We start from the raw sequence: 23,240 nt of genomic DNA, 5'->3' as shown, positions 1-23,240 counted from the left end.
ACACCGGTCAGCCGCAGGCCGCTGGTCAGCCGCCAGCCGCCAGCCGACGGCCAACGGCCAACGGCCAACGGCCGACCAACCGTCACCGGTCACCGGTCACTCGACGGTCTGGCGGCCCTCGGGGCGGGCGGTGCACGAGCTGCGGAAGGAGCAGTGGTCGCAGTGCCGGCCGGCGGCGGGCGCGAAGCGCTCGTCCAGGACCCGGCCGGCGGCGGTGGCGAGCAGGTCCCCGACCCATTCGCCGTCGAGCGGCTGCTGCGCCTGGATCTTGGGCACCGCGTCACCGCCGTCCCGCACGGCGGCGCCCTGGCGCAGGTGCACCAGTTCGGCGCCGCCCGCGTCGGGGCGCACCCCGTCGAAGACCTCGTCGACGGCGCCTTCGCGCACGGCGAGCTGGTACACGGCGAGCTGGGGATGCCGCGCGACCTCGTCCTTCGTGGGCGCGGCCTTGCCGGTCTTGAAGTCGACGACGTACGCACGCCCCTGGGGGTCCGATTCGACCCTGTCCATGGAACCCCGGATCCGAACGGCGTAGTCACCCGCTTCGAGCGTGACGTCGAACGAGTGCTCCGTGGCGACGGCCGCCCGGCCCCCGCGGTCGGTGGTGTGCCAGCGCAGGTAGCGCTCCAGGGCGGCGCGGGCGTTGTCCTTCTCCTGGCGGGACTTCCAGGGGGCGTCGAAGGCGAGGGCGTCCCAGACGGAGTCGAGGCGTTCCATCAGGACGGCCAGGTCGGCGGGGGTGCGGCCGGAGGCGACCTCGTCGGCGAGGACGTGAACGACGTTGCCGAAGCCCTGGGCTGCGGTGGAGGGGGCGTCGGCCTTGACCTCGCGGCCCAGGAACCACTGGAGGGAGCAGGTGTTGGCGAGCTGGTCCAGGGCGCTGCCGGAGAGGGCGACGGGCCGGTCCCGGTCGCGCAGCGGGACCGTGGAGGCGGTGGGCTCGTACAGCCCCCACCAGCGCTGCGGGTGCGCGGCGGGAACCAGCGGACGGTCGTCCTCGTCGGTGAGCGCGGCGAGGCGGGCGAGCCGGCGGGTGGCGGCCTCGCGGAGTGCGGGCGAGGCGTCGGGGTCGACGGTGGTGGCGCGCAGCTCGGCGACGAGCGCGGGGACGGCCAGGGGGCGGCGGGGCCGACCGGCGACGTCCTTCGGGCTGACGCCGAGCTCGGTCAAGAAGCGCGAGGGCTGGTCGCCGTCCTCGGCGGGGGCCTTGACGGCGGTGACGACGAGGCGGTCGCGGGCGCGGGTGGCGGCGACGTAGAAGAGGCGGCGTTCCTCGGCGAGGAGCGCGCCGGGGGTGAGGGGCTCGGCGAGGCCGTCGCGGCCGATGCGGTCGGCTTCGAGGAGGGAGCCGCGGCGGCGCAGGTCGGGCCAGAGCCCCTCCTGTACGCCGGCCACGACGACGAGGGACCACTCCAGGCCCTTGGAACGGTGGGCGGTCATGAGGCGGACGGCCTCGGAGCGGGTGGCGCGGGTGGTGAGGGTGTCGGCGGCGATGTCCTCGGCTTCGAGCTGTTCGAGGAAGTTGAGCGCGCCGCGGCCGCCGGTGCGCTCCTCGGCGCGGGCGGCGGTGTCGAAGAGCGCGCAGACGGCGTCGAGGTCACGGTCGGCGTTGCGGCCGCCGGCGCCGCCGCGGCGTGCCTGGCGCTCCAGCCGGTCGGGCCAGGAGGTCCCGTCCCACAGGGTCCACAGGGCCTCTTCGGCGGTGCCGCCGCCCTGGAGGAGCTCCCGGGCCTTGCGCAGGAGCAGTCCGAGGCGCTGGGCTCCGCGGGCGTACGCGGGATCGTGGGCGACGAGCCGTTCGGGCTCGGCTAGGGCGCGCGCGAGCAGCACGTCGGACGGTGCCGGCACCTTGATGCCGGCTGCCCGCTCCTCGTCGCGCAGGGCGCGGCCGAGCCGGCGGAGGTCGGCGGCGTCCATCCCGCCGAGCGGCGACCCGAGCAGCACCAGGGCCGCCTCGACCCCGACCCACCCCGCGTCGACGCCGTCGCCTGCGGCGGTCGCGGCCTCGGCGGAGCCGTCCACCGGCCCGTCGGCCAAGACGGACCCGGTGGCGTCGCCGGCGGCGGGAACGGCGCCCCCGTGCGCGGCGTCTGCGGCGGGCCCGGGGGCGACTGCGGCGGCGGGCTCGGCGAGGTCGGGGGAAGCCCCCGGCAGCGGACCGGTCCCCTCGGAACCGACATCTGCCGGCAGGCCGGACTCGGCGGCGGAGGTCCCCCGGCCAGACACCCCGGAATCGTGAGCGGTCTCGCCCGTCTCGCCCGTCTCGACGCCTCCGGCGTCCGGCGCCGGGCCGTCGGCGGAACCGCCGACCTGCGGCTGCCCGAGCAGGCCGGAGTCATCGCCTGCGGCGGTCCGGGGGGTGGTGGCGGCGTCCTCGACCGCAGGCAGGGGGGTGGCGGCGACGCGGAGGGCCGTGAGGAGGGGGGCTATCGCCGGTTCGTGGCGGAGGGGGGTGTCCGTGCCGTCCGTCTCCGCAGGGACTCCCGCCGAGATCAGTGCGCGGCGCATCGCGGGGAGGGTGCGGCCGCCGGAGCGGACCAGGACGGCCATGTCCTGCCACGGCACGCCGTCCTCCAGGTGCGCCCGGCGCAGGACGTCGGCGATGTTGTCGAGCTCGGCGCCCGCCGTCGGGTACGTGAACACCTCGACCCGGCCACCCTCCCGCGTCGGCTCCAGGCCGCGGTGCGCGCGGACCGCCGCTGCGGGGAGACGCGGGACGGGCATGCGCGAGGTCAGGAGGCGGGTCGCCGCGAGGAGGTTCGCGCCGGAGCGGCGGCCCACCGTCAGGGCGTGGACCGCCGCGCCCGGGAAGGAGGCTTCGAAGTCCAGGATGTTGTTGATGTCGGCGCCGCGGAACGCGTAGATCGACTGGTCCGGGTCGCCGAACGCGACGAGCGTGCCCGCCGGCCCGGCCAGGGCCCGCAGCAGCCGCAGCTGGGAGGCGTCCGTGTCCTGGTACTCGTCCACGTAGATCACGTCGTAGGCCAAGGCGAGCGACGGAGTGCGTTCCGCGAGCAGGACCGCCCGGTGCAGGAGCTCCGCGTAGTCCAGCGTGCCCTGCATGTCCAGGACGTCCAGGTATTCGGAGAGGAACGCGGCCGCCGCCTTCCAGTCCGGGCGGCCCAGCCGGGTCGCGAACGCGTCGAGCGCCGACGGGCCGAGGCCCAGCTCGCGGGCGCGGGCGAGGACGGCGCGGACCTCGTCGGCGAAGCCGCGCGTGGTCAGGGCGGCCCGCAGGTCGTCGGGCCAGCGGATGGACCGGATCTGCCGCTGTCCCTCCAGCAGGGTGCGGACCGTCACGTCCTGCTCCGGGCCAGACAGCAGCCGCAGCGGATCCGCGAACAGGTCGGTGTCCTGGTGGGCGCGGACCAGTCCGTAACAGAAGGAGTGGAACGTGGTCGCCTGCGGGGCGCGCGCCCCGCCGAGCCGCAGGGCGGCCCGGTCGCGCAGCTCCACCGCCGCCTTGCGGCTGAAGGTGAGGATCAGGATCCGGGCGGGGTCCACCCCGGCCTCGACGCGGGCCGCGGCCGCCTCGACCAGCGTGGTCGTCTTCCCGGTGCCCGGCCCGGCCAGGACGAGAAGCGGTCCGCCTGCGTGATCAACCACCGCCTGCTGTGCTGCGTCCAGAACAGGGGGATCCACCCGCTGCGGCCCACTGCGCACGAGGCGGTACGCGTCAGGGGTCCGCGTACGCCGCCGCTCGGAGCGGTCGGATGGAGAGGTGATCACGTGGGGTGCCGGTCCTGGTGGGTCTGCGGTTGCTGCGGCCGAAGAGGCAACGCTACGGCAACCGGCGGGTGCCGCGCAGTTCCCCGAGGTGGGGCCCGGGAAGCCGCCGGGGCCCTCGCCGGTCACCGCTCCCGCCCCCGTACCGGTCCCCCGTACGGGCGCCCGACCGCCCGCCCGGGCGCCGCATGGCCGAAGCTGTCAGATGTGACCCTCGTCCCGTGCGGCGTGCTCCTCCTGCCCGTCCCAGCGCGCCCGCGGCATGTTCAGCCGGGCCTCGCCGTCGGCGGTCAGACGCAGCGGAGTGGCTTCTGCGCGGTAGTGCTCCAGGGCCCGGTGCTCGCTGCCGGGCAGCGGTCGTCCGTCGGCCCGGACCACCCGCCACCAGGGCACGGCTCCCCCGTACAGGGCCATCACGCGCCCGACTTGGCGCGGTCCGCCCTCGCCGAGCCATTCGGCGACGTCCCCGTACGTCATCACCCGGCCGGGCGGAATCCGCTCGGCCGCATCCAGCACGCGCTCCGCGTACGCGGGCAGGTCTTCGCTCATTGCGCCCATGGTGCCGTACATCACGGACCGGTTCCCGGAAGGTTTCCTTCCGTACCGGCACGCACCCTGATGCCCCGCCCGCACGTCGGTCCGTGCCACCATCTTCCGGGCGGTGACTGGTGATACGTGATCAAGAAGAGACGGAAGTGACGACGAAGGAGCAGGGTGTGAGCCCTCCGGACGGCGCGGCTGAGGACGACAGCACGCGCCCAGACCCGCGTCCCGGGAAGCTCCCCGACGAGCTCCCCGGCCGGGCCGCGCCCGCATCCGGAAGCGGCACCGGACCCGGCGCCGGACCCGGCGCCGGGGACCGGCCCGGAAACGAGCCCGGAGGCGGGCCGGGAGACGTACCCGAGGACGTGCCCGGGGACGACGTGCCCGAGGACGTGCCCGCGGCCGACGCCGACGGGCCGCAGGAGCGCGCCGACGGGCCGCACGGGCGCGCCGCCGCGTCCGCCGACCAGGTCGAGGTCGACGAGCCGCTGCTCGCCGCCCGCGTCCACCGGCCCTCCGACCTCGTACGCCTCCTCGTCGGCGTCCTCGGCATCGCCGTCGTCCTCGGCATCGCCGCCTTCGCGCACCGCACCACCGCCGGCCTCGAAGCCGACATCAGCCAGGGCACCGGCGCCGCGCCCGATGTGCTGATCAAGGTCGCCGGGCTGGTGTCCAGCATCGCCGTACTGCTCGTACCCGTCGCGTTCGCCATCGAACGGCTGATCAAACGGGACGGACTGCGCATCGCCGACGGCGTGCTCGCCGCCGTCCTCGCGCACGGCGTGACCCTGGCCACCGACCTGTGGGTCTCCCAGGCCGCCTCCGACACCATTCAGGACGCCCTCACCCGTCCCACCAGCATCGGCGGCCCCATCACCGACCCGGTGCACGGCTACCTCGCGCCCGTCATCGCGTACATGACCGCCGTCGGCATGACCCGCAGACCGCGCTGGCGGGTCGCGCTGTGGGTGGTCCTGCTGCTCGACGCCTTCGCGATGCTGGTCAGCGGGTACACCACCCCGTTCTCGATCATCCTGACCGTGCTGATCGGCTGGAGCGTCGCGTACGGGACCCTGTACGCCGTCGGCTCGCCGAACGTCCGCCCCACCGGGCAGACCCTCCTCGCCGGCCTGCGCCGGGTCGGCTTCAAGCCGGTCAGTGCCATGCGCGCGGAGCTCCCGGACGGCGCCGACCCCTCGGAGGTCAGCGACCGGGGCCGCCGCTACCACGTCACCCTGGAGGACGGCCCGCCGCTCGACGTCACCGTCGTCGACCGCGAACAGCAGGCCCACGGGTTCTTCTACCGGGTCTGGCGCCGGCTCACCCTGCGCGGCATCACCACGCGGCGCAGCCTCCAGTCCCTGCGCCAGGCCCTGGAACAGGAGGCGCTCCTCGCGTACGCCGCCATCGCCGCCGGGGCCAACGCGCCGAAGCTGATCGCCACCTCCGAACTCGGCCCGGACGCCGTCATGCTCGTGTACGAGCACCTGGACGGCCGGAACCTCGACGCGCTCGCCGACGAGGAGATCACCGACGACCTGACGCGCAGCACGTGGAAACAGGTACGAGCCCTGCAGTCGCGGCGGATCGCCCACCGGCGGCTCACCGGCGACGCGCTCGTGGTGGATCGTTCCGGCAACGTCGTCCTCACCGACCTGCGCGGCGGTGAGATCGCGGCCGGCGACCTCGTCCTGCGGATGGACATCGCCCAGCTGCTGACCACGCTCGGCCTGCGGGTCGGCGCGGAGCGCGCGGTGGCCTCGGCGGTGTCGGTGCTCGGGCCGGACGCGGTGGCGGACTGCCTGCCGCTGCTCCAGCCGATCGCGCTGAGCCGCTCCACCCGGGCGACGCTGCGCAGACTGGCCCGGGAGCGGGCCGACCGGCAGCGGGAGGCCGTACTGGAGTCCTCGCGGGCCGCGAAGGCGGCGCGCGAGGCGGGTGCCAAGCCTGCGGGAGCCAAGTCGGCGACGTCCACGTCCGCGGAGAAGAAGGCCGAGAAGAGGGCGCTGGACGACGCCCTCGACGGGGCCCGCGAAGAGGACCTGCTGAGCCAGATCCGCCAGCAGGTGCTGCTGATCCGCCCGCAGGCGCCGGTGGAACCGGCCCGGCTGGAGCGGATCCGGCCGCGCACCCTGGTGTCGTTCATCGCGGGCGCGTTCGGCGCGTACTTCCTGCTCACGCAGCTGGCGCACGTGGACTTCGCGACGATCGTCGGCCAGGCGCAGTGGGGCTGGGTGGGGGCCGCGCTGGCCTTCTCCGCGCTGACGTACTTCGCGGCGGCGATGAGCCTGCTGGGGTTCGTGCCGGAGCGGGTGTCGTTCCTGCGGACGGTGGTCGCGCAGGTGGCGGGGTCCTTCGTGAAGCTCGTGGCGCCGGCGGCGGTCGGCGGCGTCGCACTGAACACGCGCTTCCTCCAGCGGGCAGGGATCCGGCCGGGACTGGCGGTGGCGAGCGTGGGTGCCTCGCAGCTGTTCGGACTGGCGAGCCACATCCTGCTGCTGCTGGCCTTCGGCTACCTGACCGGCACCGAGAAGACCCCGGAAATGACCCCGTCCCGGACGGTCATCGCGGGTCTGCTGACGGTGGCGGTGCTGGTGCTGGTGGTGACGGCGGTGCCGATCCTGCGGAAGTTCGTGGCGACGCGGGTTCGGGCGCTGTTCGCGGGCGTGGTGCCGCGCATGCTGGACGTGCTCCAGCGACCGCAGAAGCTGATGACGGGCATCGGCGGGATGCTGCTGCTGACCGGCTGCTTCGTGATGTGCCTGGACGCTTCGATCCGGGCGTTCGGCGGCGGGCAGGCCCTCAGCTACGCGAGCATCGCGGTGGTGTTCCTGGCGGGCAACGCACTGGGCTCGGCGGCGCCGACGCCGGGCGGCATCGGCGCCGTGGAGACGACGCTGACGCTGGGTCTGATCGCGGCGGGCCTGGAGAAGGAGGTCGCCATCTCGGCGGTCCTGCTGTTCCGCCTGATGACGTTCTGGCTCCCGGTCCTGCCGGGCTGGCTGTCCTTCAACTACCTGACCCGGAAAGAGGCCATCTAGGAAGTACGGCAGGCGGGTCAGCGCCCGGCGCCAGGCCGACGCGGCGGGCCGTGGGCCCGATGGGCGGACCCCTGGCAGCCCGCAACTCCTCCCCCACCCTGACCCCGTCTCAATCTGTGCGCCGGACAAGGCGCAAAGTTGGCTCCCACCCGAACAGCCCTCAAAATTGCGTTCGATTGCAAACTGAGCGGGGGGTGTCGGAGTGGGATTCGACGAGGAGTGGGGCCGGCTCCGGACGGAGGCCGCGGGCCGCGTGCGCGAACCCGCCGCCGATCCCTTCGAGTTGGCCTGCACAGCGGTACTGGAGCGGCTGGCCGACTTCCGCAGCCGGGTGGTGCTCGTACCGCTGGACGAGCGGGGCGGGCTGTGGACGGCCGGACTCGGAGGCCTGGACTGGATCTGCGCGTTCTCCGACGAGGAGGCGCTGGCCCGGTTCGCGGCGGCACGGGACGAGGCCGAACGTGAGTGGCCATACCGGCGCATCACGGGTGCCCGGCTGTTGGACGAGCTGCTCGCGGCCCTGGACTTCCCGTGCGGGGTGGCACTGGACGCGGCCGGCCCCGACGGGGTGGTGCTTCCTCCATTGCGCGGCATCGTGCCGGACGCGGCGGCACTGGACGGGCAGGTGGCGGCGTGAGCGGGGACCAGCCGGATCTGGACGTCTCGAAAGAGGCTCTCGGGCTGATAGCGCGCGGCATCACGGAAACGCTGGCCGAGCTGAAGGAGGTCGGCTCGGTCGGCACCGCGGGCATGGGCCGCGGTTTCTCCGAGCTCGCCCTGTCGGGCATGCAGACCGGTCACGAAGGTCTGACATCCACCCTCAGGACGTTCTGCGAGCGCTGGGAGTGGGGGGTGCGCTCGCTGGTCCAGCAGGGAAACGGCTTCGCGTTCAACGTCGGCCTGTCGGCGGGTCTCGTACACGAGCAGGACCAGTACGTCCAGGGCGCGTTCAAGGTGGGCACGAACGCCGTGATGGGCAATCCGTACGCCTCCGAGGCGGACATCACCGCGAAGAGCTGGGACGACGTCCTCTCCGACAATCCGTACACCCAGGTCCGCGACGCGGACTACAGCGGCGAGTCCTATGAACGGGCCACCGAGGGCAGCAAGGAGGCCTGGAAGACCACGATCCGCGACCTGAACAGCTCCGACATGTTGCTCTCCAACCAGGCCCTCAACGCAGTCGGACTGCGCGACGAGATGAACACCGTGGTGGAGGACCTGGTCGGCCCCGCACCCGAGCCTCAGGCGGAGGGTGAGCACTGATGGCGGACTGGGGCAGCTTGGTCAACAAGGGCCTGGACAGGCTGGACCACGGCTGGGAGTCGGCGAAGAAGGTCGCCGGCGAGGGCATCGACAAGGCCACCGACGGGATCGGCGAAGCCCTCGATCACGTCGGCGCACACGGCGCGGCGGACAAGGTCGAGGACTGGGGCGACAACGCCGCCACCAACCTCGGCGCCACGGTGGGTGAGCAGCAACTCGGCCAGACCGAGGAGGCCAACGAGCTGATCCACGGCTCGCCCTCCGCGATCCGGGAATCGGCCAAGCACTTCAGGGACTTCCAGACGGCGTTCGACCGGGTCGGAGAGGGCATGCGCGCCCTGGACTCGGGCCGCTGGAAGGGCGCGGCGGCCGACGCCTTCCGGGAGAAGTTCGCGATGCATCCGACGGACTGGCTCCGGGCGGCCGACGCCTGCGAGGCTGCCGCCGGCGCGCTGGCCCGGTACACGGAGACGGTTCAGTGGGCGCAGCAGCAGGCGGGAGAGGCGGTCCACCTCTACAAGAAGGGCGACAAGGCCACGAAGGACGCGGACGCCGCCTACGAGACCAAGGCCGAGGAGTACGAGGCCGCCGCCAAGGCCGGTCACGATCCCGGCCCGAAGCCGACCGTCCCGGGTGACGTGGGCGCGGCGGACCGCAAACGGGCCCAGGAGATCCTGAACGAGGCACGCCGCCAGCGTGATGAGACCGCCTCGGCAGTGCAGAAGGTACTGCAGACCGCTCTGGAGCACGCCCCGGCCAAGCCGCCCGCGATGGAGCGAGCCTGGTCCGGCTTCCTCGACCACGAGGGGGCCCAGGCCGTCGAGCTCACCCACTTCACGGGCGGGGTCGTGAAGGGCACCGCGGACCTGCTGAACTTCGCCCGCGGCCTCAACCCGGCGGACCCGTACAACCTCACGCACCCCGCCGAGTACGCGCAGCACCTCAACATGACCCTGGCGGGCCTCGTCTCCACGGCCTCGCACCCGGAGCGCATCCCCGGCGCCGTCCTCGACAGCTTCGAAGGCGACGCGAGTGAGGGCTGGGGCCGCCTCGCCCCGGAATTCATCGGCACCAAGGGTGCGGGCGGGGCCGCCCGCACAGCCGCCCGTACGGGTGCCCGTGCCGCGGAGACGGGCGCGGAGAACGCGGCCCGGAAGGAGGCGACGCGCGCGGCACAGAAGGCCGAACAAGAAGCTGCGGCGCGCGCCAAGAGGGAGGACCTGACCTGCCGCGAGGACCCGGTCGACATGGCGACGGGCCGGATGATCCTCCCTCAGACCGACCTCGTGCTGCCCGGCTCGCTGCCGCTGGTCTTCAACCGCACCTTCGAATCCTCGTACCGCTCGGGCCGGTGGTTCGGCCCGACCTGGGCCAGTACGGTCGACCAGCGCCTGGAGATCGACGAGGAAGGCATCGTCTTCGTCCGCGAGGACGGAAGCCTGCTCGCCTACCCGACCCCCGAGCCGGGGACCGCCGTCCTCCCGTCCCACGGCCATCGCTGGCCGCTGGTCCTCGATGCCGACGGCGCGTACACAGTGACCGACCCCGATTCCGGCCATGTCCGCCACTTCGCGGAGGACGGCGCGCTGCTGCAGGTCGACGACCGGGGCGGCGCCTGGATCGCCTTCTCGTACGACGAGTCCGGCGCCCCGCTCGCCGTCTCCCACAGCGGCGGCTACGAGCTGCGCCTGACGTCTTCGGACGGCCGAATAACCGGCCTGTCCCTGGCGGACGGCACCCAAGTCCTGCGCTACGGGTACACGGACGGCCACCTCACGGACGTCACCAACTCCTCGGGCCGCCCCCTGCGCTTCGGCTACGACGAACTGGGCCGGATCACCTCGTGGACCGACACCAACGACCGCCACTTCGACTACGTCTACGACGAGCAGCACCGCTGCATCGCCCAGTCCGGCACCAACGGTCACCTCGACGTCCGCTTCACTTACGAGCCGGGCCGCACCACCCTCATCGACTCCCTGGGCCACCGCACCCGGTTCCTGGTCAACGACCGTGCCCAGATCACCGCGGAGATCGACCCCACGGGCGCGACGACGCGCTTCGAGCACGACCGGTTCAACCGCCTGCTCTCCCGCACCGACCCGCTCGGCCACACCACCCGCTTCCGCTACGACGAAGAAGGCCGGCTCACCGCGGTGGTCCGCCCGGACGGCCGCGAGACCCGCGCGGCGTACGACGCCCTGGGCCTGCCCGTCGAAGTCGTCCATGCGGACGGCCGGGTGACCCGCCAAACGTACGACGACCGCGGAAACCGCACCTCCGTCACCGATCCGTCCGGCATCACGACCCGGTTCTCGTACGACGTCCGCGGCCACCTGGCGACGGTGACGGATGCCCTGGGCCAGACGACGACAGTGCGCTCGGATCCGACGGGCCAGGTGGTGTCGACGACGGACCCGCTGGGCGCGACGACTCAGTACGTCCGCGACGCCTTCGGCCGCCCGATCGCGATCACCGATCCACTCGGCAACACCACGTACTTCACATGGAGCGTCGAAGGCCGTCTGCTGCACCGTCTGAACCCCGATGGCAGCACGGAGTCGTGGACGTACGACGGTGAGGGCAACTGCCTGACCCACACGGACCCGGTGGGCGGGGTGACGGTCTCCGAGTACGGCGACTTCGACCTCCTCGTCACCCGGACCGGCCCGGACGGCGCCCGCTACTCCTTCGCGCACGACACCCAGCTCCGCCTCACCGGTGTCACCAACCCCCAAGGCCTCACCTGGGACTACACCTACGACCCTGCGGGCCGCCTGGCCACCGAGTCGGACTTCGACGACCGCACCCTCACGTACGGCTACGACGCCGCCGGCCGCCTCAGCGCCCGTAGCAACGCGGTGGGCGAGACGACGACCTACGAGCACAACGCGCTCGGCCAGGTGCTCCGCAAGGACGCGGCAGGCCGGGTCACGACGTACGCGTACGACTCCTTCGACGCCCTCGCGACCGCGGCCTCCCCGGACGCGACGGTCACCTGGCTCCGCGACGAGTTGGCCAGGCTGGTCTCGGAGACGGTCGACGGCCGCACGCTCACGTTCGGGTACGACGCGCTGGGCCGCCGCACGCACCGCACCACCCCCACGGGGTCGGAGTCCTCATGGACGTACGACGCGGCGGGCAGGCGCTCGACGCTCACCACCGCGGGCCGCACGCTGAGCTTCGACCGGGACTCGGCGGGTCAGGAACTGACCCGCACACTGAACCCGCTGCTCTCCCTCACCCACGAGTACGACGGCATGGGCCGCCGGACCGCACAGTCGGTCGTGGGCCAGGACGGCCGCACCCTCCAGCGCCGCGGCTACAGCTATCGCGCCGACGGCTACCTGACCGGCATCGACGACTCGGTCACCGGCCCCAGCACGTTCACCCTCGACTCTGCCGCCCGCGTCACGGCGGTGGAGGCAACGTCCTGGTCGGAGCGGTATGCGTACGACGAGGCGGGCAACCAGACGCACGCCTCCTGGCCGACCCGCCACCCGGGCGCGGAGGCGGTGGGCGAGCGCACGTACACGGGCACCCGCATCACCCGCGCGGGCTCGATCCGCTACGAACACGACGCCCTGGGCCGCGTCACCCTCCGCCAGAAGACCCGCCTCTCCCGCAAACCGGACACCTGGCGTTACGAATGGAACGCGGAAGACCAGCTGACGGCGGTCACCACCCCGGACGGCACGCGGTGGCGGTACACGTACGACCCCCTGGGCCGCCGCACCGCCAAGCGACGCCTGTCGGAAACGGGCACAGTCGTCGAGGAAACCCTCTTCACCTGGGACGGCACGACCCTCTGCGAGCAGACCACCGGCGGTGTCACGGTCACCTGGACCCACCAGGGCCTCCACCCCCTCACCCAGACCGAACGCATCGACCAGGACGAGGTGGACGACCGCTTCTTCGCGATCGTCACCGACCTGGTCGGCACCCCGACCCAGCTCCTCGCCGAAGACGGCACGACGGCATGGCGCACCCGCACCACCCTGTGGGGCACCACAACCTGGAACACCGATGCGACGGCCTACACCCCGCTCCGTTTCCCCGGCCAGTACTACGACCCCGAGTCGGGCCTCCATCACAACTACTTCCGCACGTACGACCCCGAAACGGCCCGCTACCTCTCCCCGGACCCCCTGGGCCTCACCCCGTCCCCCAACCCGGCCGCGTACGTACACAACCCCCACACTTGGTCAGACGCCCACGGTCTTGCACCGGATGGGTGCCCGGAGCGCGACCCCTTTGATTTCAGGGAGCCGAACCCCGCCCACCCGCCGAAACAGAATTTGATCGACGCCATGCGGGCAGCCCCCAGGGGCGAATACGTCGATTGCACCGAGATCTCTGAATTCATCATGAGGCAGGCAGGGGGCGAGGGAAAGGTCGTCCACTACATCACCCCATCCGGGACGCTCAGGACACCTGAGGCCGGGGCCAACGGAATCAGAAATGTCGAATATGAATTCCATCAGGTCTACACCGACGGTCGATACGTCTACGACCCGACCCTGAGTCTGGATCCAGTACCGCGAGGAGACTACGAGCGGGCCCTGCGATCGCAGAACCCCGAGCGAGTCATACGATTGGAAGGCCCGGCCGACCTGAGGGCGCTGTGGCAGCTACGCAGGAACACGCAGTGGAGGTGACCATGGAGGAACCACTGCCGCGCTTCCAGCGGGCAAGGGCGGCCCTTGAGCGATTCGCACCTGTGGTCTGGCTCAGGTCCACCAGCGAAATCAATCACACCACCGGGCTCGTCCAGCTACCCACGCTCGGTTGGCGTTTCAGCGAGCCACACCCGGAGCTGAACGGAATGTTCGCTTCTGTGGTGCGAGATACACCGCGAAACATCGCCTGGTTCTTCGACGAAAGGAAGAACTCATTGATCATGCCAGCTAGGCTGATCAACGAGTCCGGTCCGGATGGAGCGGACCTCAATGATCTCGCAACGGCCATCAGCCAGCACGATCAGGAGTTCTGTGTCGCCGCGTCCGAGGACATCGAACTCATCATTCAGGCGATCGCCGCGCAGCCCGCACCGCCGACCGTGGCGCGGCTGTACGTGACCCAGCTCGCGAAGAGCTCCGCCGAGGAGCTGCTGTGCGTGGCGGAAAGCCTCACCGGTGAGGCACAGGTCGGCATGGTGTTCCGAGCCGTCGGTGTGCCCGACGTCGAGGTTCGGCTGACCGCGCTCCGCTGGTACCCGCCCCGGCCGGAAACCAGGCGGCGCGGCCCGCTGGCCAAAGTCACCCTCGTCGGCAGCGGAGCGGGGCGGATCGGCCTCAAGGAACTGCTCGTCAGCGTTCCCGGCCGCTGAAACCGCCAGGTCATCGCTGACCACGGCGCCCCGAACGGGTCAGCGCGGGGGCGGGGTGGGGGTGGGGGTCGCAGGATGGGGGTATGCGTCGAAACTTGGTGCGGGGTGCCGTTGCCGTTGTCGTTGCCGTCGGGCTCTCCGGGGTCGGCGGGTGTTCCGACGACGGCGAGGGCGGGACGCCCCAGGCCGGGGGGACCAAGGGTGCCGCGCCGCTGAAGTGGGGGGATTGCGAGGCTCCCGACGTCGCCCAAGGCGGTGGGCAGGCACCGCCCAAGGACTGGGAGTGCGCCACCCTCCACGTCCCGCTCGACTACGCCAAGCCCGAGGGAGAAACGGTTCCTCTCGCGCTGATCCGAGCCAAGGCGCGGAACAAGGACAAGCGGCTCGGGTCGCTCGTGTTCAACTTCGGCGGGCCCGGCGGCTCCGGGATCAGTACGCTGCCCGGCGCGGCCTCGGAGTACGAGGCCCTGCGGGCGCGGTACGACCTCGTGAGCTTCGACCCGCGCGGCGTCGGCCGCAGCGCCCCCGTCAAGTGCGAGGACGACAAGCAGCTCGACGCCTACTACGCCCAGGACTCCTCGCCGGACACGCCGCAGGAGGAGAAGGCCTACGTCGCCAACCTCGACAAGTACCAGCAGGCCTGCAAAGACAACTCCGGGCACCTGCTGCCGTACGTCGGCACCGAGAACGCCGCCCGCGACCTCGACCGGATCCGGCAGGCCCTCGGCGACGAGAAGTTGAACTACTTCGGGATCTCCTACGGCACCGAGCTCGGCGGGGTCTACGCCCACCTCTTCCCGAAGAACGTCGGCCGCGCCGTCTTCGACGCCGTCGTCGATCCGACGCAGAACTCGGAGCAGAGCGCCCTCGGCCAGGCCAAGGGGTTCCAGCTGGCCCTCGGCAACTTCGCGCAGGACTGCGTGAACCGCGGCGACGAGTGCCGGCTCCAGGGCAGCACCGCCAAGGAGATCGAGGACAACATCATCAAGCTCCAGAAGAGCCTGGCGGACAAGCCCATCCCCGGCATCGGCACCCGGATGCTCACCGCGTCCGCCGCCACGAACGGCATCGCGCAGGCCCTGTACTCCAAGGAGCTGTGGCCGCTGCTGGAGCAGGGGCTCGACGAGGCCGAAGGCGGGCAGGGACAGCTGCTGATGGCGTTGTCCGACTCGCTCAACGGCCGTGACCAGCAGGGGCACTACAGCAACCTCGGCGCCTCGAACACGGCGATCAACTGCGCCGACTCCAAGGGCCGGTACACGCTGGAGGAGACGAAGGCGAAGCTGCCCGCCTTCCGGGCCGCATCCCCCGTCTTCGGGGACTTCCTCGGCTGGGCGTTGATGAGCTGCACCGACTGGCCGGTCCCGGGCACCTGGGAGACCCCGGACGTCTCCGCCCCCGGCGCGGCGCCGATCATGGTGATCGGCAACACCGGCGACCCGGCCACCCCGTACGCGGGCGCCCGCAACATGGTGGAGCGGCTCGGCCCCGGCGTCGGCGTGGAGCTCACGTACAAGGGCGAGGGGCACGGCTCGTACAACAGCGGCGACAAGTGCGTGCAGGGTGCGGTGAACAGCTACCTGCTGGACGGGAAGGTGCCGCCCTCCGGGGTCGTCTGCACCCCGTCCGGGGAGCCCACGGGCACCGCGGCGCCGGTGACGCCGCAGGAGCCCGAGGGCGTGTGAGCGAACGCCGGACCGCAGGGCGCGTGGGCGAACGCCGGAGGGGCCGTACCGCGCCCCTGCGCGGTACGGCCCCTCCGGGGCGTGACTAGTAGACCGGCTTCTCGGGCTCGATCTGGTGGACCCAGCCGATGACGCCGCCGCCGACGTGCACCGCGTCGGAGAAGCCCGCGGACTTCAGGACCGCGAGGACTTCCGCACTGCGGACACCCGTCTTGCAGTGCAAGACGATGCGCTTGTCCTGCGGGAGGTCCTGGAGGGCGGTACCCATCAGGAACTCGCCCTTGGGGATCAGCTTCGCGCCCGGGATCGAGACGATCTCGTACTCGTTGATCTCGCGGACGTCGATGATCTCGATCGACTCGTCGTTGTCGATCCACTCCTTGAGCTGCTTCGGAGTGATCGTGGAGCCGGCGGCCGCCTCCTGGGCCTCCTCCGACACGACGCCGCAGAAGGCTTCGTAGTCGATGAGCTCCTTGACGGTCGCGTTCGGACCGCAGACCGCGCAGTCGGGGTCCTTGCGGACCTTGACCTGCCGGTACTGCATCTCCAGGGCGTCGTAGATCATCAGGCGGCCGACCAGCGGCTCACCGACGCCCGTGAGGACCTTGATGGCCTCGGTGACCTGGATGGACCCGATGGACGCGCAGAGCACGCCCAGCACGCCGCCCTCGGCGCAGCTCGGGACCATGCCCGGCGGCGGGGGCTCCGGGTACAGGCAGCGGTAGCACGGCCCGTGCTCGGACCAGAAGACGGAGGCCTGGCCGTCGAAGCGGTAGATCGAGCCCCACACGTACGGCTTGTTCAGCAGTACGCAGGCGTCGTTGACGAGGTAGCGCGTGGCGAAGTTGTCCGTGCCGTCGACAATGAGGTCGTACTGGCTGAAGATCTCCATCACGTTCTCGGCTTCGAGCCGCTCTTCGTGAAGGACCACGTTCACGTACGGGTTGATGCCCAGCACGCTGTCGCGGGCGGACTCGGCCTTGGAGCGGCCGATGTCCGACTGGCTGTGGATGATCTGGCGCTGGAGGTTCGACTCGTCGACCTCGTCGAACTCCACGATGCCCAGCGTGCCGACGCCGGCCGCGGCCAGGTACATGAGGGCGGGCGAGCCGAGGCCGCCCGCGCCCACGGCCAGCACCTTGGCGTTCTTCAGGCGCTTCTGGCCGTCCATCCCGACATCCGGGATGATCAGGTGGCGGGAGTACCGACGGACCTCGTCAACGGTGAGCTCAGCAGCTGGCTCGACCAGGGGTGGCAGCGACACGGGGACTCCGTAGATGGGAAAGTCTGAACGGTGGTTCTTTCCGTAACACTGCCACGCCCTTCTTCATTCCGAGACACCCGGTCCGATCCGCGAGACGAATTCGTCCCAGTAAGCGGGCATTGAGGTCCATGGATCGCGACCTCCGGCGTTGCCCCGGTCGGTGAACCAGATCGTGCCGGCGCCCTGCCAGCGGGCGATCCGGACGGCCTCCTCCAGGTGGGTCCGCGGCACCCCGTGGACCAGGTGGCAGAAACGCTCGGGCGGGTGCTCAGCGGTCCACTCGGCCACCTGCGACCAGCGGTAATCGACCCACGCCCCGGAGAAGGTGACCAGCTGGTCGGCGGCCTCCGTGTAGCCCTCGTACGGGTGCGTGCCGTGTCCCAGCACGATGCGGAGGTCGTCGCCGAGGCCGCGCAGGGCGTCGGCGACCCGGCGCACCGCAGCCAGTTCGGCCCGGTCCGCGGGGGCCTCGGCCAGATAGAAGCCGCCCACCCGGTACCAGTCGAGGTAGCGGTGCGCGTCCGACACCAGCTCGCCGAACGACCGCGCACCGTCTCGCATCGCGAGATGGCCGAGTACGGTCCCGCCCACCTCCCGGAGCTTGCCCGCGGCCTCCGTGCAGTGCGGGTCGGGTCGGCCGCCCGGGCCGTCCGTGACATTGAGCACGGTCCAGTGCAGCGGGGTCCCGGGGCGAGTCAGCTCGGCCCATTCGACCGGGGCGAGCAGCGGGTGGGCGTAGCCGGGGACGCCGAGGCCGAGGCGGCCCGCCTCGGTCGCGGCGGCCGCCGTCGTCGCCGTCGTCAGATGCGGCACGCCGCCTCCATCCAGATGTCCGCGAGGGACTCCTCCAGGCCGATCCGGGGCCGCCAGCCGAGCCGGTCCCGGGCCGTGCGCACGTCGGCCTGCTGCCAGGCGCCGCAGCCGTCGGGGTACGGGTACGCGGGTGCCACGGCGGCCGCGGCGAGCTGTTCGGCCGTGGCCTCGGAGCGCGGGGAGCCGATGGCGGCGAGCTGCTGCGGCCGGCCCTGGTAGCCGAGCGGGTGTCCGTGGCCGGCGCCGTGGCCCGGTACGTGGCCGTGGCCCTGCCCGTGCTGCCCGTGCTGGCCCTGCTGCGGTACGTCGAGTTCGTGCAGGGCGCCGCCGTACCCGGCGACGCGGGCCAGTACCGCCGCGGCGTCGCGCAGCCGGACCGCGCGCCCGGTGCCGATGTTGACGACGCCCTGGGCGGCGGAGAGCGAGGCGGCGTGCACGGCCCGCGCCACGTCCCGTACGTCCACGAAGTCGCGCTGGACGCCGAGCCCGCTGAGCTTGAGCTCGCCGTCCCCGGACTGCATCGCGCGGCGCATGGCCTCGGCGAGCCGGCCGAGCGGGGATCCGGCGGGGGTGCCGGGCCCGACGGGCGAGAAGATCCGCAGGACGACGGCGTCCAGCCCGGATCCGAGCACCAGCTCGGTGGCGGCGAGCTTGCTGACGCCGTACGGGCCGCCCGGTCTGGGCACGGCGTCCTCGGCCGTGGACGATCCGGGCTGGCTGGGCCCGTACTCGGCGGCGCAGCCGAGCTGGACGAGGCGGGCCCCGCATCCGCTGCGGCGCAGGGATTCGCAGATGGTGGCGACGGCGACGGTGTTGTGCCGGGTCAGCTCCCGGGCCCCGCCGCGGGTGGCGCCGGCGCAGTTGATGACGACGCCGGGGTGGACGGCGTCGAGGAACCGGGTGAGGGCGCCGGGGCTGCCGGTGGCGAGGTCGAAGCGGACGTCCGCGTCGTCGCCGCGGCCGAGCGCGGTGAGCTGGACGGCGGGGTCGGCGAGCAGCCGGTCGGCGACGTAGCGGCCGAGGTATCCATTGGCTCCGATCAGCAGCACCCTCATCGCGCGGCCCCTCGGTTGGTTGGCTGGCCGGTCATCCTGTGTCTCCTTGGTCGTTGGGCAGGGGGTCGGGGGTAGACGCGGGTAGGGGATGTGGGGGGGTACGGCGCCTCGGCGGCGGCTCCGAAGAGCGGCGGCGGGACGGGGTGGGCCCGGCTCAGTGCCGCGCGTGCGCGGAGGCGCGGGACAGCACGAGGGCGGCGTGCACGAGGAGCCCCGCCGCGGCGGCGGCCACCGCCGGCGGGGTCGGGACCAGGACGAGGGCCAGGGCTGCGGCGACGGGCCCGCGCGGGGCGCCGTGCACGAGCAGCAGGCGGGCCAGGAAGAGCAGCAGGGCGAGCGGTACGGCGACGGCGTAGGGGGTTCCGGCGATCGCGGCCGCCCCGGTGGCGGCCGCGGTGAAGGCCAGCGCGGCCGCGATCAGCAGCGGCCGGGCCCGGTCCGCGAAGTCCTCCAGGGCGCGGCTACCGGCGAGCCGGCTGCGGGCGCGGGAGGCGAACACGGCGCCGACCAGGTACCCGGGGGCCGCGGCCAGGGCGAGGGCGACGCCGAGGGGCGTGCCGTGGCGGTGCACGGCCCAGCCGACGGCGGCCGCGGCGAGCAGCAGCGCGGCGTAGGGGAACCGGCCGGCGGAGACCGGCGCGGGCCCGGCGGGCCACACCAGGGCGGCGACCGTGACGAGTACGGCGACGGGCCCGGCGAACGGCACCCCGGCGGCGGACGCCCCGAGCGCGACGGCTCCGGGGAGTACGGCGTACCCGAAGCCGCGTAAGGCCCGGGCGTCGGACGGCCGGACGGCGCAGGGCGCGGCCGGCTCGTCCCCGCGCGGGGTGCGGGCGTAGAGCTCTTCGGCGAGGGAGAACACGTCCCGGTGCCGGAAACGGGCGGCGGTGCGGTCGGTGATGCCCTGCACCTCCAGTCCGGCGGCGATCTCCAGCGGGTCCACGGCCCGCTCGCACAGGGCCCGGTGCCGGTGCAGCAGCGTCTTGACGGGGTCCCCGGCGGCCCTGCGGCGGGGGGCCGCGGTGACGGGGGCGGCTTCGTCCAGGGTCATACCGTCGCCTCCGTGGTCGTGGTCGTGGTGGTGTTCGGGGTCTTCGCGGGCGCGGGGTCCGGGGCCGCCCAGGCGGGGCTCGTCCAGTGGCCCGGGACCCGGGCCTCGGGGGGCTGTTCGAAGGGGATCCCGCCGTCGGGCCGGGCCGATCCGTGGGCCAATAGCTGGAGGTAGATCTCGCGGAAGGCGGCGACGTTCTGCTCGACGGTGAACAGCTCCAGGGCCCGGGCCCGGGCGGCCGCGCCGAGCCGGTGGGCGCGCTCGGGGTCCCGTAGCAGCGACAGGCAGGCGTCGGCCAGGGCCCGCGGGTTGCGCGGCGGGACGACCAGGCCGGTACCGCCGATGACCTCGCACACGGCGCCGACATCGGTGGAGACGGTGGCCCGGCCGCAGAGCATGGCTTCGGCGAGGGTGATCGGGAAGCCCTCGATCACCGAGGACAGCACGACCACCCGTCCGCAGCCGTACGCGTCGGCCGGCGAGGGGGCGTCGGGGCCGCCGATCTCCTCGAAGGAGACGGGGTTCTCCCCGACGGTGACGGCGTCGACGGCCTCGTCGGGGAAGAGCTGTGCGGCGAGCGAGCGGCAGTCGGCGAGGTAGCCGGGGACCACGGCTGTCGCGAAGATCCGCAGCCTGGTCTGCGGCGCGGCCCTGCGTACCTCGGCGAAGGCGTGCAACAGGGCGATCAGGTCCTTGGCGGGCTCTATCCGGCCGACCCAGACCAGGGTGTCCGGGTCGCCGCGGTCCGGGTCCTCGCCGACGCTGGCGAATCGGTCCGCCTCCATTCCCGGGTACACCGTCCGCAGCCGGTCCCGGGGGGCGCCGCAGCGCTCCTGCCAGCGCCGGGCGTGTGCGTTGCCGGGGGTGAGGAGGTCGGCCCGGGCGTAGATCTCGGTGGCCAGGCGCATGTGGAAGGCGGCGAGCAGGGCCCGTACCGCGGGCCTGGGCGCGCCTCCCCGTCCGCCGGGTCCGGCGGGTCCTGCGGGGGCGTCCGCCGCGTGCTCCAGGTAGTGGGCCCGCAGTTGGACCCCGTACTCGGTGACCAGCAGCGGAACCCCGAAGAAGCGTTTGGCCAGTAGGCCGGGGAGCGCGGCCACACCCCCCGCCGCCGCGTGGCAGACGTCGACCTCGCGCAGGTCCTCGTACCAGTCGAGGGACAGCGGCCTCAGCAGCCGTTCCAGTTCGTCGACGAAGTCCAGCAGGTCGGCGACCTGCGCGCGCTGTACGGAGCGGAGCGCGCCGGGGGCCCGGCAGGCGGACTCCACCGCCCGCACCGCGGTCTCGGAACGCAGGGCCGCGTACAGCCCGCCCTGTTCCCGGGCGAGTTCGGCCAGTCCGTACAGTCCGGCGGCGAAGGGCTCGGGCTCGCCCGCGCAGATCCCGCGGACCAGTTCCTTGAAGCAGTCGGCGAAGCGGCGGCGCTCACGCCGGGAGTACGTGTGCCCGTCGTCCGCCGGGGCCCAGAGCGGGGCGGTCCAGACGCGGGTGACGTGTTCGGGCAGGACGACCCGGCCGCGCTCCTCCTGCTCGGCGCTGCGGCTCAGCGCGTAGAGCTCGAACTCGTGCTGCGGCAGCCCGCGGACCAGCCGGTCGCACCACAGCCTCGCCTCTCCCGTCGCATACGGATAACCACCTTCGGTGAGCAGTCCGATCCGCACGAGTGGCACCCCCGATCTCCCGTTCAGGCGGCCGCCGTCGGTCCGGTGACCCGCCGCGGGAAACTCAAGCGGATATGCCGAAGGCGCGACGGACGGTTGTCCGTCGCGCCACCGGAAGGGGTGAAGAGTCGTAACTTTCGCCCACGGCCCGCGTTCGAGCGCGCTAGAAAGGGCCTACGGCCCTCGTACCTCTCGTGGCCCCTCGTACCCCTCGCGCCCCTCGTCTTGCGCAAGGGGCCGCTGCCGCGAGGGCGGCGCGCGGCGGCGAGCCCCGGGTCCAGGGCCGGTACGGCGGCCAGCAGCACCGAGACCCGGGCCCGGGTCGTCACGTCGAACGCGGAGCCGGGCCCGTCGCCGCTGAACTCGGGCGCACGAAGGCGCAGTTCACGACCTAGTGCCCATCAATTCCCGGGGAACACCCAGGGGTTGGCCTTGCACTGGATTCCGCCGATGTCCAGGGACTTCGTCTGCTGCTGCATGATCGGCGCGAGTGCGCCCGGGGTCTGGCAGTTCACGTGCCCGTGGCCGAGGCGGTGTCCGACCTCGTGGTTGATGAGCATCTGCCGGTAGGCGAACATCTGGTCCGCGCCGTACGTCGTCGAGCCCTGCGCCCAGCGGAACGCATTGATCATGACGCGCTCGGTGGAGGCGGAATCACAGCTGACGTTGTCGACGGTCGTGTCCAGATCGGACTTGGCGCACCACACGCCGGTGGTGCCGGGGCTGGCCAGCGTGATCACGAAGTCGGCGTCGCCGCCCGGCACCCGTTCGAAGGTCTTCGTCCCGCCGTGACCCCAGCTGCGGTCGTCGTTGAGGGTGCGGTGCACGGCCTCGGCGAACAGCTGCGCGTCCAGACCCAGCCCCTGCTCGACGTCGACCCGGTAGCGGACCTTCTTGCCCTTGCCGGGCGCGGGCGCCACCCCGGGGACGGTGTCGAAGGCCCCGGAGCCCTTCAGCTTCTCGTCGATGGGGAACTGCTGCGCCATCTTCTGCTCGTACGACAGCTCCACCGCGGGTGCCGCCGGTGCGGCGGGGGTCGCCCGGCCGTCGGAGCGGGAGGCCGCGGAGCTGCCGGGCTGGGCGCGCTTGCCGTTGTCGCCGGCGGCCCGCGCGGTGGGCGAGGAGCCGCTGTCCCCGTCGGAGTTCACCTGCACGGCGACGACGACGGCGAGCACGGTGGTGACCGCCGCGGCGGCCACCGTGTACGTACGGACCTTGCGCCCGCGACCGGAGCGGGGCTGCTCCTCGGCGGGGGCCGCGGGCCCGGCGGGAGCGGCGGGCGCCGCCGGCGGGGTCGGGGCGGCCGTCTCCACCGGCGTACGCGGACCGGGCACGCGGTGGTGCGAACCGGTGGAAGTGAAGGGGTCGGGCGCGGGCGCGGGCGCCGGGAGCGTCACCTGCGGGAAGCCGGCCGCGGGGGTGCCGAAGGCCTGGGTGTCGGTGTCCAGGACGGCTGCGGCCGAACGCCGCGCCCGCGGGACGCCGTGCCAGTCCCCGTAGACCGCGTCGGGCCCCGCGCCCCAGGCGCCGCCGGGCTCGCGCTGCTCGGGGTGGCCGCCGCGCGGCTCCTCGTACCCGCGCTGCCCGCCGTACGGACGGTGCTGCTGGTACGGGGGCTGCTCCTCGTACGGACGGTGCTCCTCGTACGGGAGGGGCTCCTCGTACGGGAGGGGCTCCTCGTACGGGAGGGGCTCCTCGTACGGGAGGGGCTCCTCGTACGGGAACGGCGCTGCGGGCTCCGCCGCCGGCGCCGGGTGGACAGGGGCGGGGGCCGGAGCGGGCCCCTTGCGACTATGTCGTCCCACGGTC

The 23,240-nt window shown here is 72.8% G+C and carries 14 protein-coding genes; 6 read left to right on the top strand and 8 right to left on the bottom strand.

Annotated elements, in window-relative coordinates; genetic code table 11:
• Nucleotides 1–96: 96 nt before the first annotated feature.
• Nucleotides 97–3,726: an ATP-dependent helicase gene (locus OHA65_RS24630; protein WP_405763431.1), complete on the bottom strand. Its 3,630-nt coding sequence runs from the start codon at nt 3,724–3,726 to the stop codon at nt 97–99.
• 201 nt (nt 3,727–3,927) lie between these two features.
• Nucleotides 3,928–4,296, bottom strand: a complete 369-nt coding sequence (locus OHA65_RS24625) for an MGMT family protein (RefSeq protein WP_327285296.1) — start codon at nt 4,294–4,296, stop codon at nt 3,928–3,930.
• A 98-nt stretch (nt 4,297–4,394) separates the two neighbouring features.
• Here OHA65_RS24625 and OHA65_RS24620 point away from each other — a divergent pair, with 98 nt between their 5' ends.
• The 6 genes from OHA65_RS24620 (at nt 4,395) to OHA65_RS24595 (ending at nt 15,590) form a co-directional block, all read left to right on the top strand.
• A complete protein-coding gene (locus OHA65_RS24620) occupies nt 4,395–7,310 on the top strand; it encodes a YbhN family protein (RefSeq protein WP_405762437.1) in 2,916 nt (971 codons plus the stop codon).
• Nucleotides 7,311–7,512: 202 nt separating this feature from the next.
• Complete coding sequence (locus OHA65_RS24615) at nt 7,513–7,947, top strand: SseB family protein (RefSeq protein WP_328763587.1); 435 nt, start codon at nt 7,513–7,515, stop codon at nt 7,945–7,947.
• The gene (locus tag OHA65_RS24610; RefSeq protein WP_327285293.1) at nt 7,944–8,576 is read left to right on the top strand and encodes a hypothetical protein; all 633 of its coding nucleotides are present in this window, start codon (nt 7,944–7,946) and stop codon (nt 8,574–8,576) included. The genes OHA65_RS24615 and OHA65_RS24610 overlap by 4 nt, the downstream gene beginning before the upstream one ends.
• Nucleotides 8,576–13,234, top strand: a complete 4,659-nt coding sequence (locus tag OHA65_RS24605) for a putative T7SS-secreted protein (protein WP_329314473.1) — start codon at nt 8,576–8,578, stop codon at nt 13,232–13,234. The genes OHA65_RS24610 and OHA65_RS24605 overlap by 1 nt, the downstream gene beginning before the upstream one ends.
• Before the next feature lie 2 nt (nt 13,235–13,236).
• Nucleotides 13,237–13,905 carry a hypothetical protein gene (locus OHA65_RS24600; protein WP_327285291.1) on the top strand — a complete coding sequence of 223 codons (669 nt, stop codon included), beginning with the start codon at nt 13,237–13,239 and terminating at the stop codon, nt 13,903–13,905.
• An 83-nt stretch (nt 13,906–13,988) separates the two neighbouring features.
• Nucleotides 13,989–15,590 carry an alpha/beta hydrolase gene (locus OHA65_RS24595; protein ID WP_327285290.1) on the top strand — a complete coding sequence of 534 codons (1,602 nt, stop codon included), beginning with the start codon at nt 13,989–13,991 and terminating at the stop codon, nt 15,588–15,590.
• A gap of 85 nt (nt 15,591–15,675) precedes the next feature.
• Here the strand turns inward: OHA65_RS24595 and moeZ are convergent, their stop codons facing one another.
• The 6 genes from moeZ to OHA65_RS24565 form a co-directional block, all read right to left on the bottom strand.
• The gene (gene moeZ / locus OHA65_RS24590; RefSeq protein ID WP_327285289.1) at nt 15,676–16,854 is read right to left on the bottom strand and encodes an adenylyltransferase/sulfurtransferase MoeZ; all 1,179 of its coding nucleotides are present in this window, start codon (nt 16,852–16,854) and stop codon (nt 15,676–15,678) included.
• A 63-nt stretch (nt 16,855–16,917) separates the two neighbouring features.
• Nucleotides 16,918–17,667: a spherulation-specific family 4 protein gene (locus OHA65_RS24585; RefSeq protein ID WP_405762435.1), complete on the bottom strand. Its 750-nt coding sequence runs from the start codon at nt 17,665–17,667 to the stop codon at nt 16,918–16,920.
• On the bottom strand, nt 17,655–18,722 hold the full coding sequence (locus tag OHA65_RS24580) for an NAD-dependent epimerase/dehydratase family protein (RefSeq protein WP_328763579.1): 1,068 nt from the start codon (nt 18,720–18,722) through the stop codon (nt 17,655–17,657). The genes OHA65_RS24585 and OHA65_RS24580 overlap by 13 nt, the downstream gene beginning before the upstream one ends.
• A gap of 154 nt (nt 18,723–18,876) precedes the next feature.
• The gene (locus OHA65_RS24575; protein ID WP_327285286.1) at nt 18,877–19,773 is read right to left on the bottom strand and encodes a hypothetical protein; all 897 of its coding nucleotides are present in this window, start codon (nt 19,771–19,773) and stop codon (nt 18,877–18,879) included.
• Entirely contained in the window at nt 19,770–21,431 is a 1,662-nt protein-coding gene (gene pelF, locus OHA65_RS24570) for a GT4 family glycosyltransferase PelF (RefSeq protein WP_328763578.1), read from the bottom strand. The genes OHA65_RS24575 and pelF overlap by 4 nt, the downstream gene beginning before the upstream one ends.
• A 401-nt stretch (nt 21,432–21,832) precedes the next feature.
• Nucleotides 21,833–23,236, bottom strand: coding sequence for a DUF3152 domain-containing protein (locus OHA65_RS24565; protein WP_371644711.1), 1,404 nt, complete (start codon nt 23,234–23,236; stop codon nt 21,833–21,835).
• Nucleotides 23,237–23,240 lie beyond the last annotated feature (4 nt).

Origin of the sequence: Streptomyces sp. NBC_00045 (assembly GCF_045041095.1) — a bacterium.
Taxonomy (GTDB): Bacteria; Actinomycetota; Actinomycetes; order Streptomycetales; family Streptomycetaceae; genus Streptomyces.
Note: the sequence above shows the minus strand (reverse complement) of the source record. Positions and strands in the feature narration are given on the sequence as shown.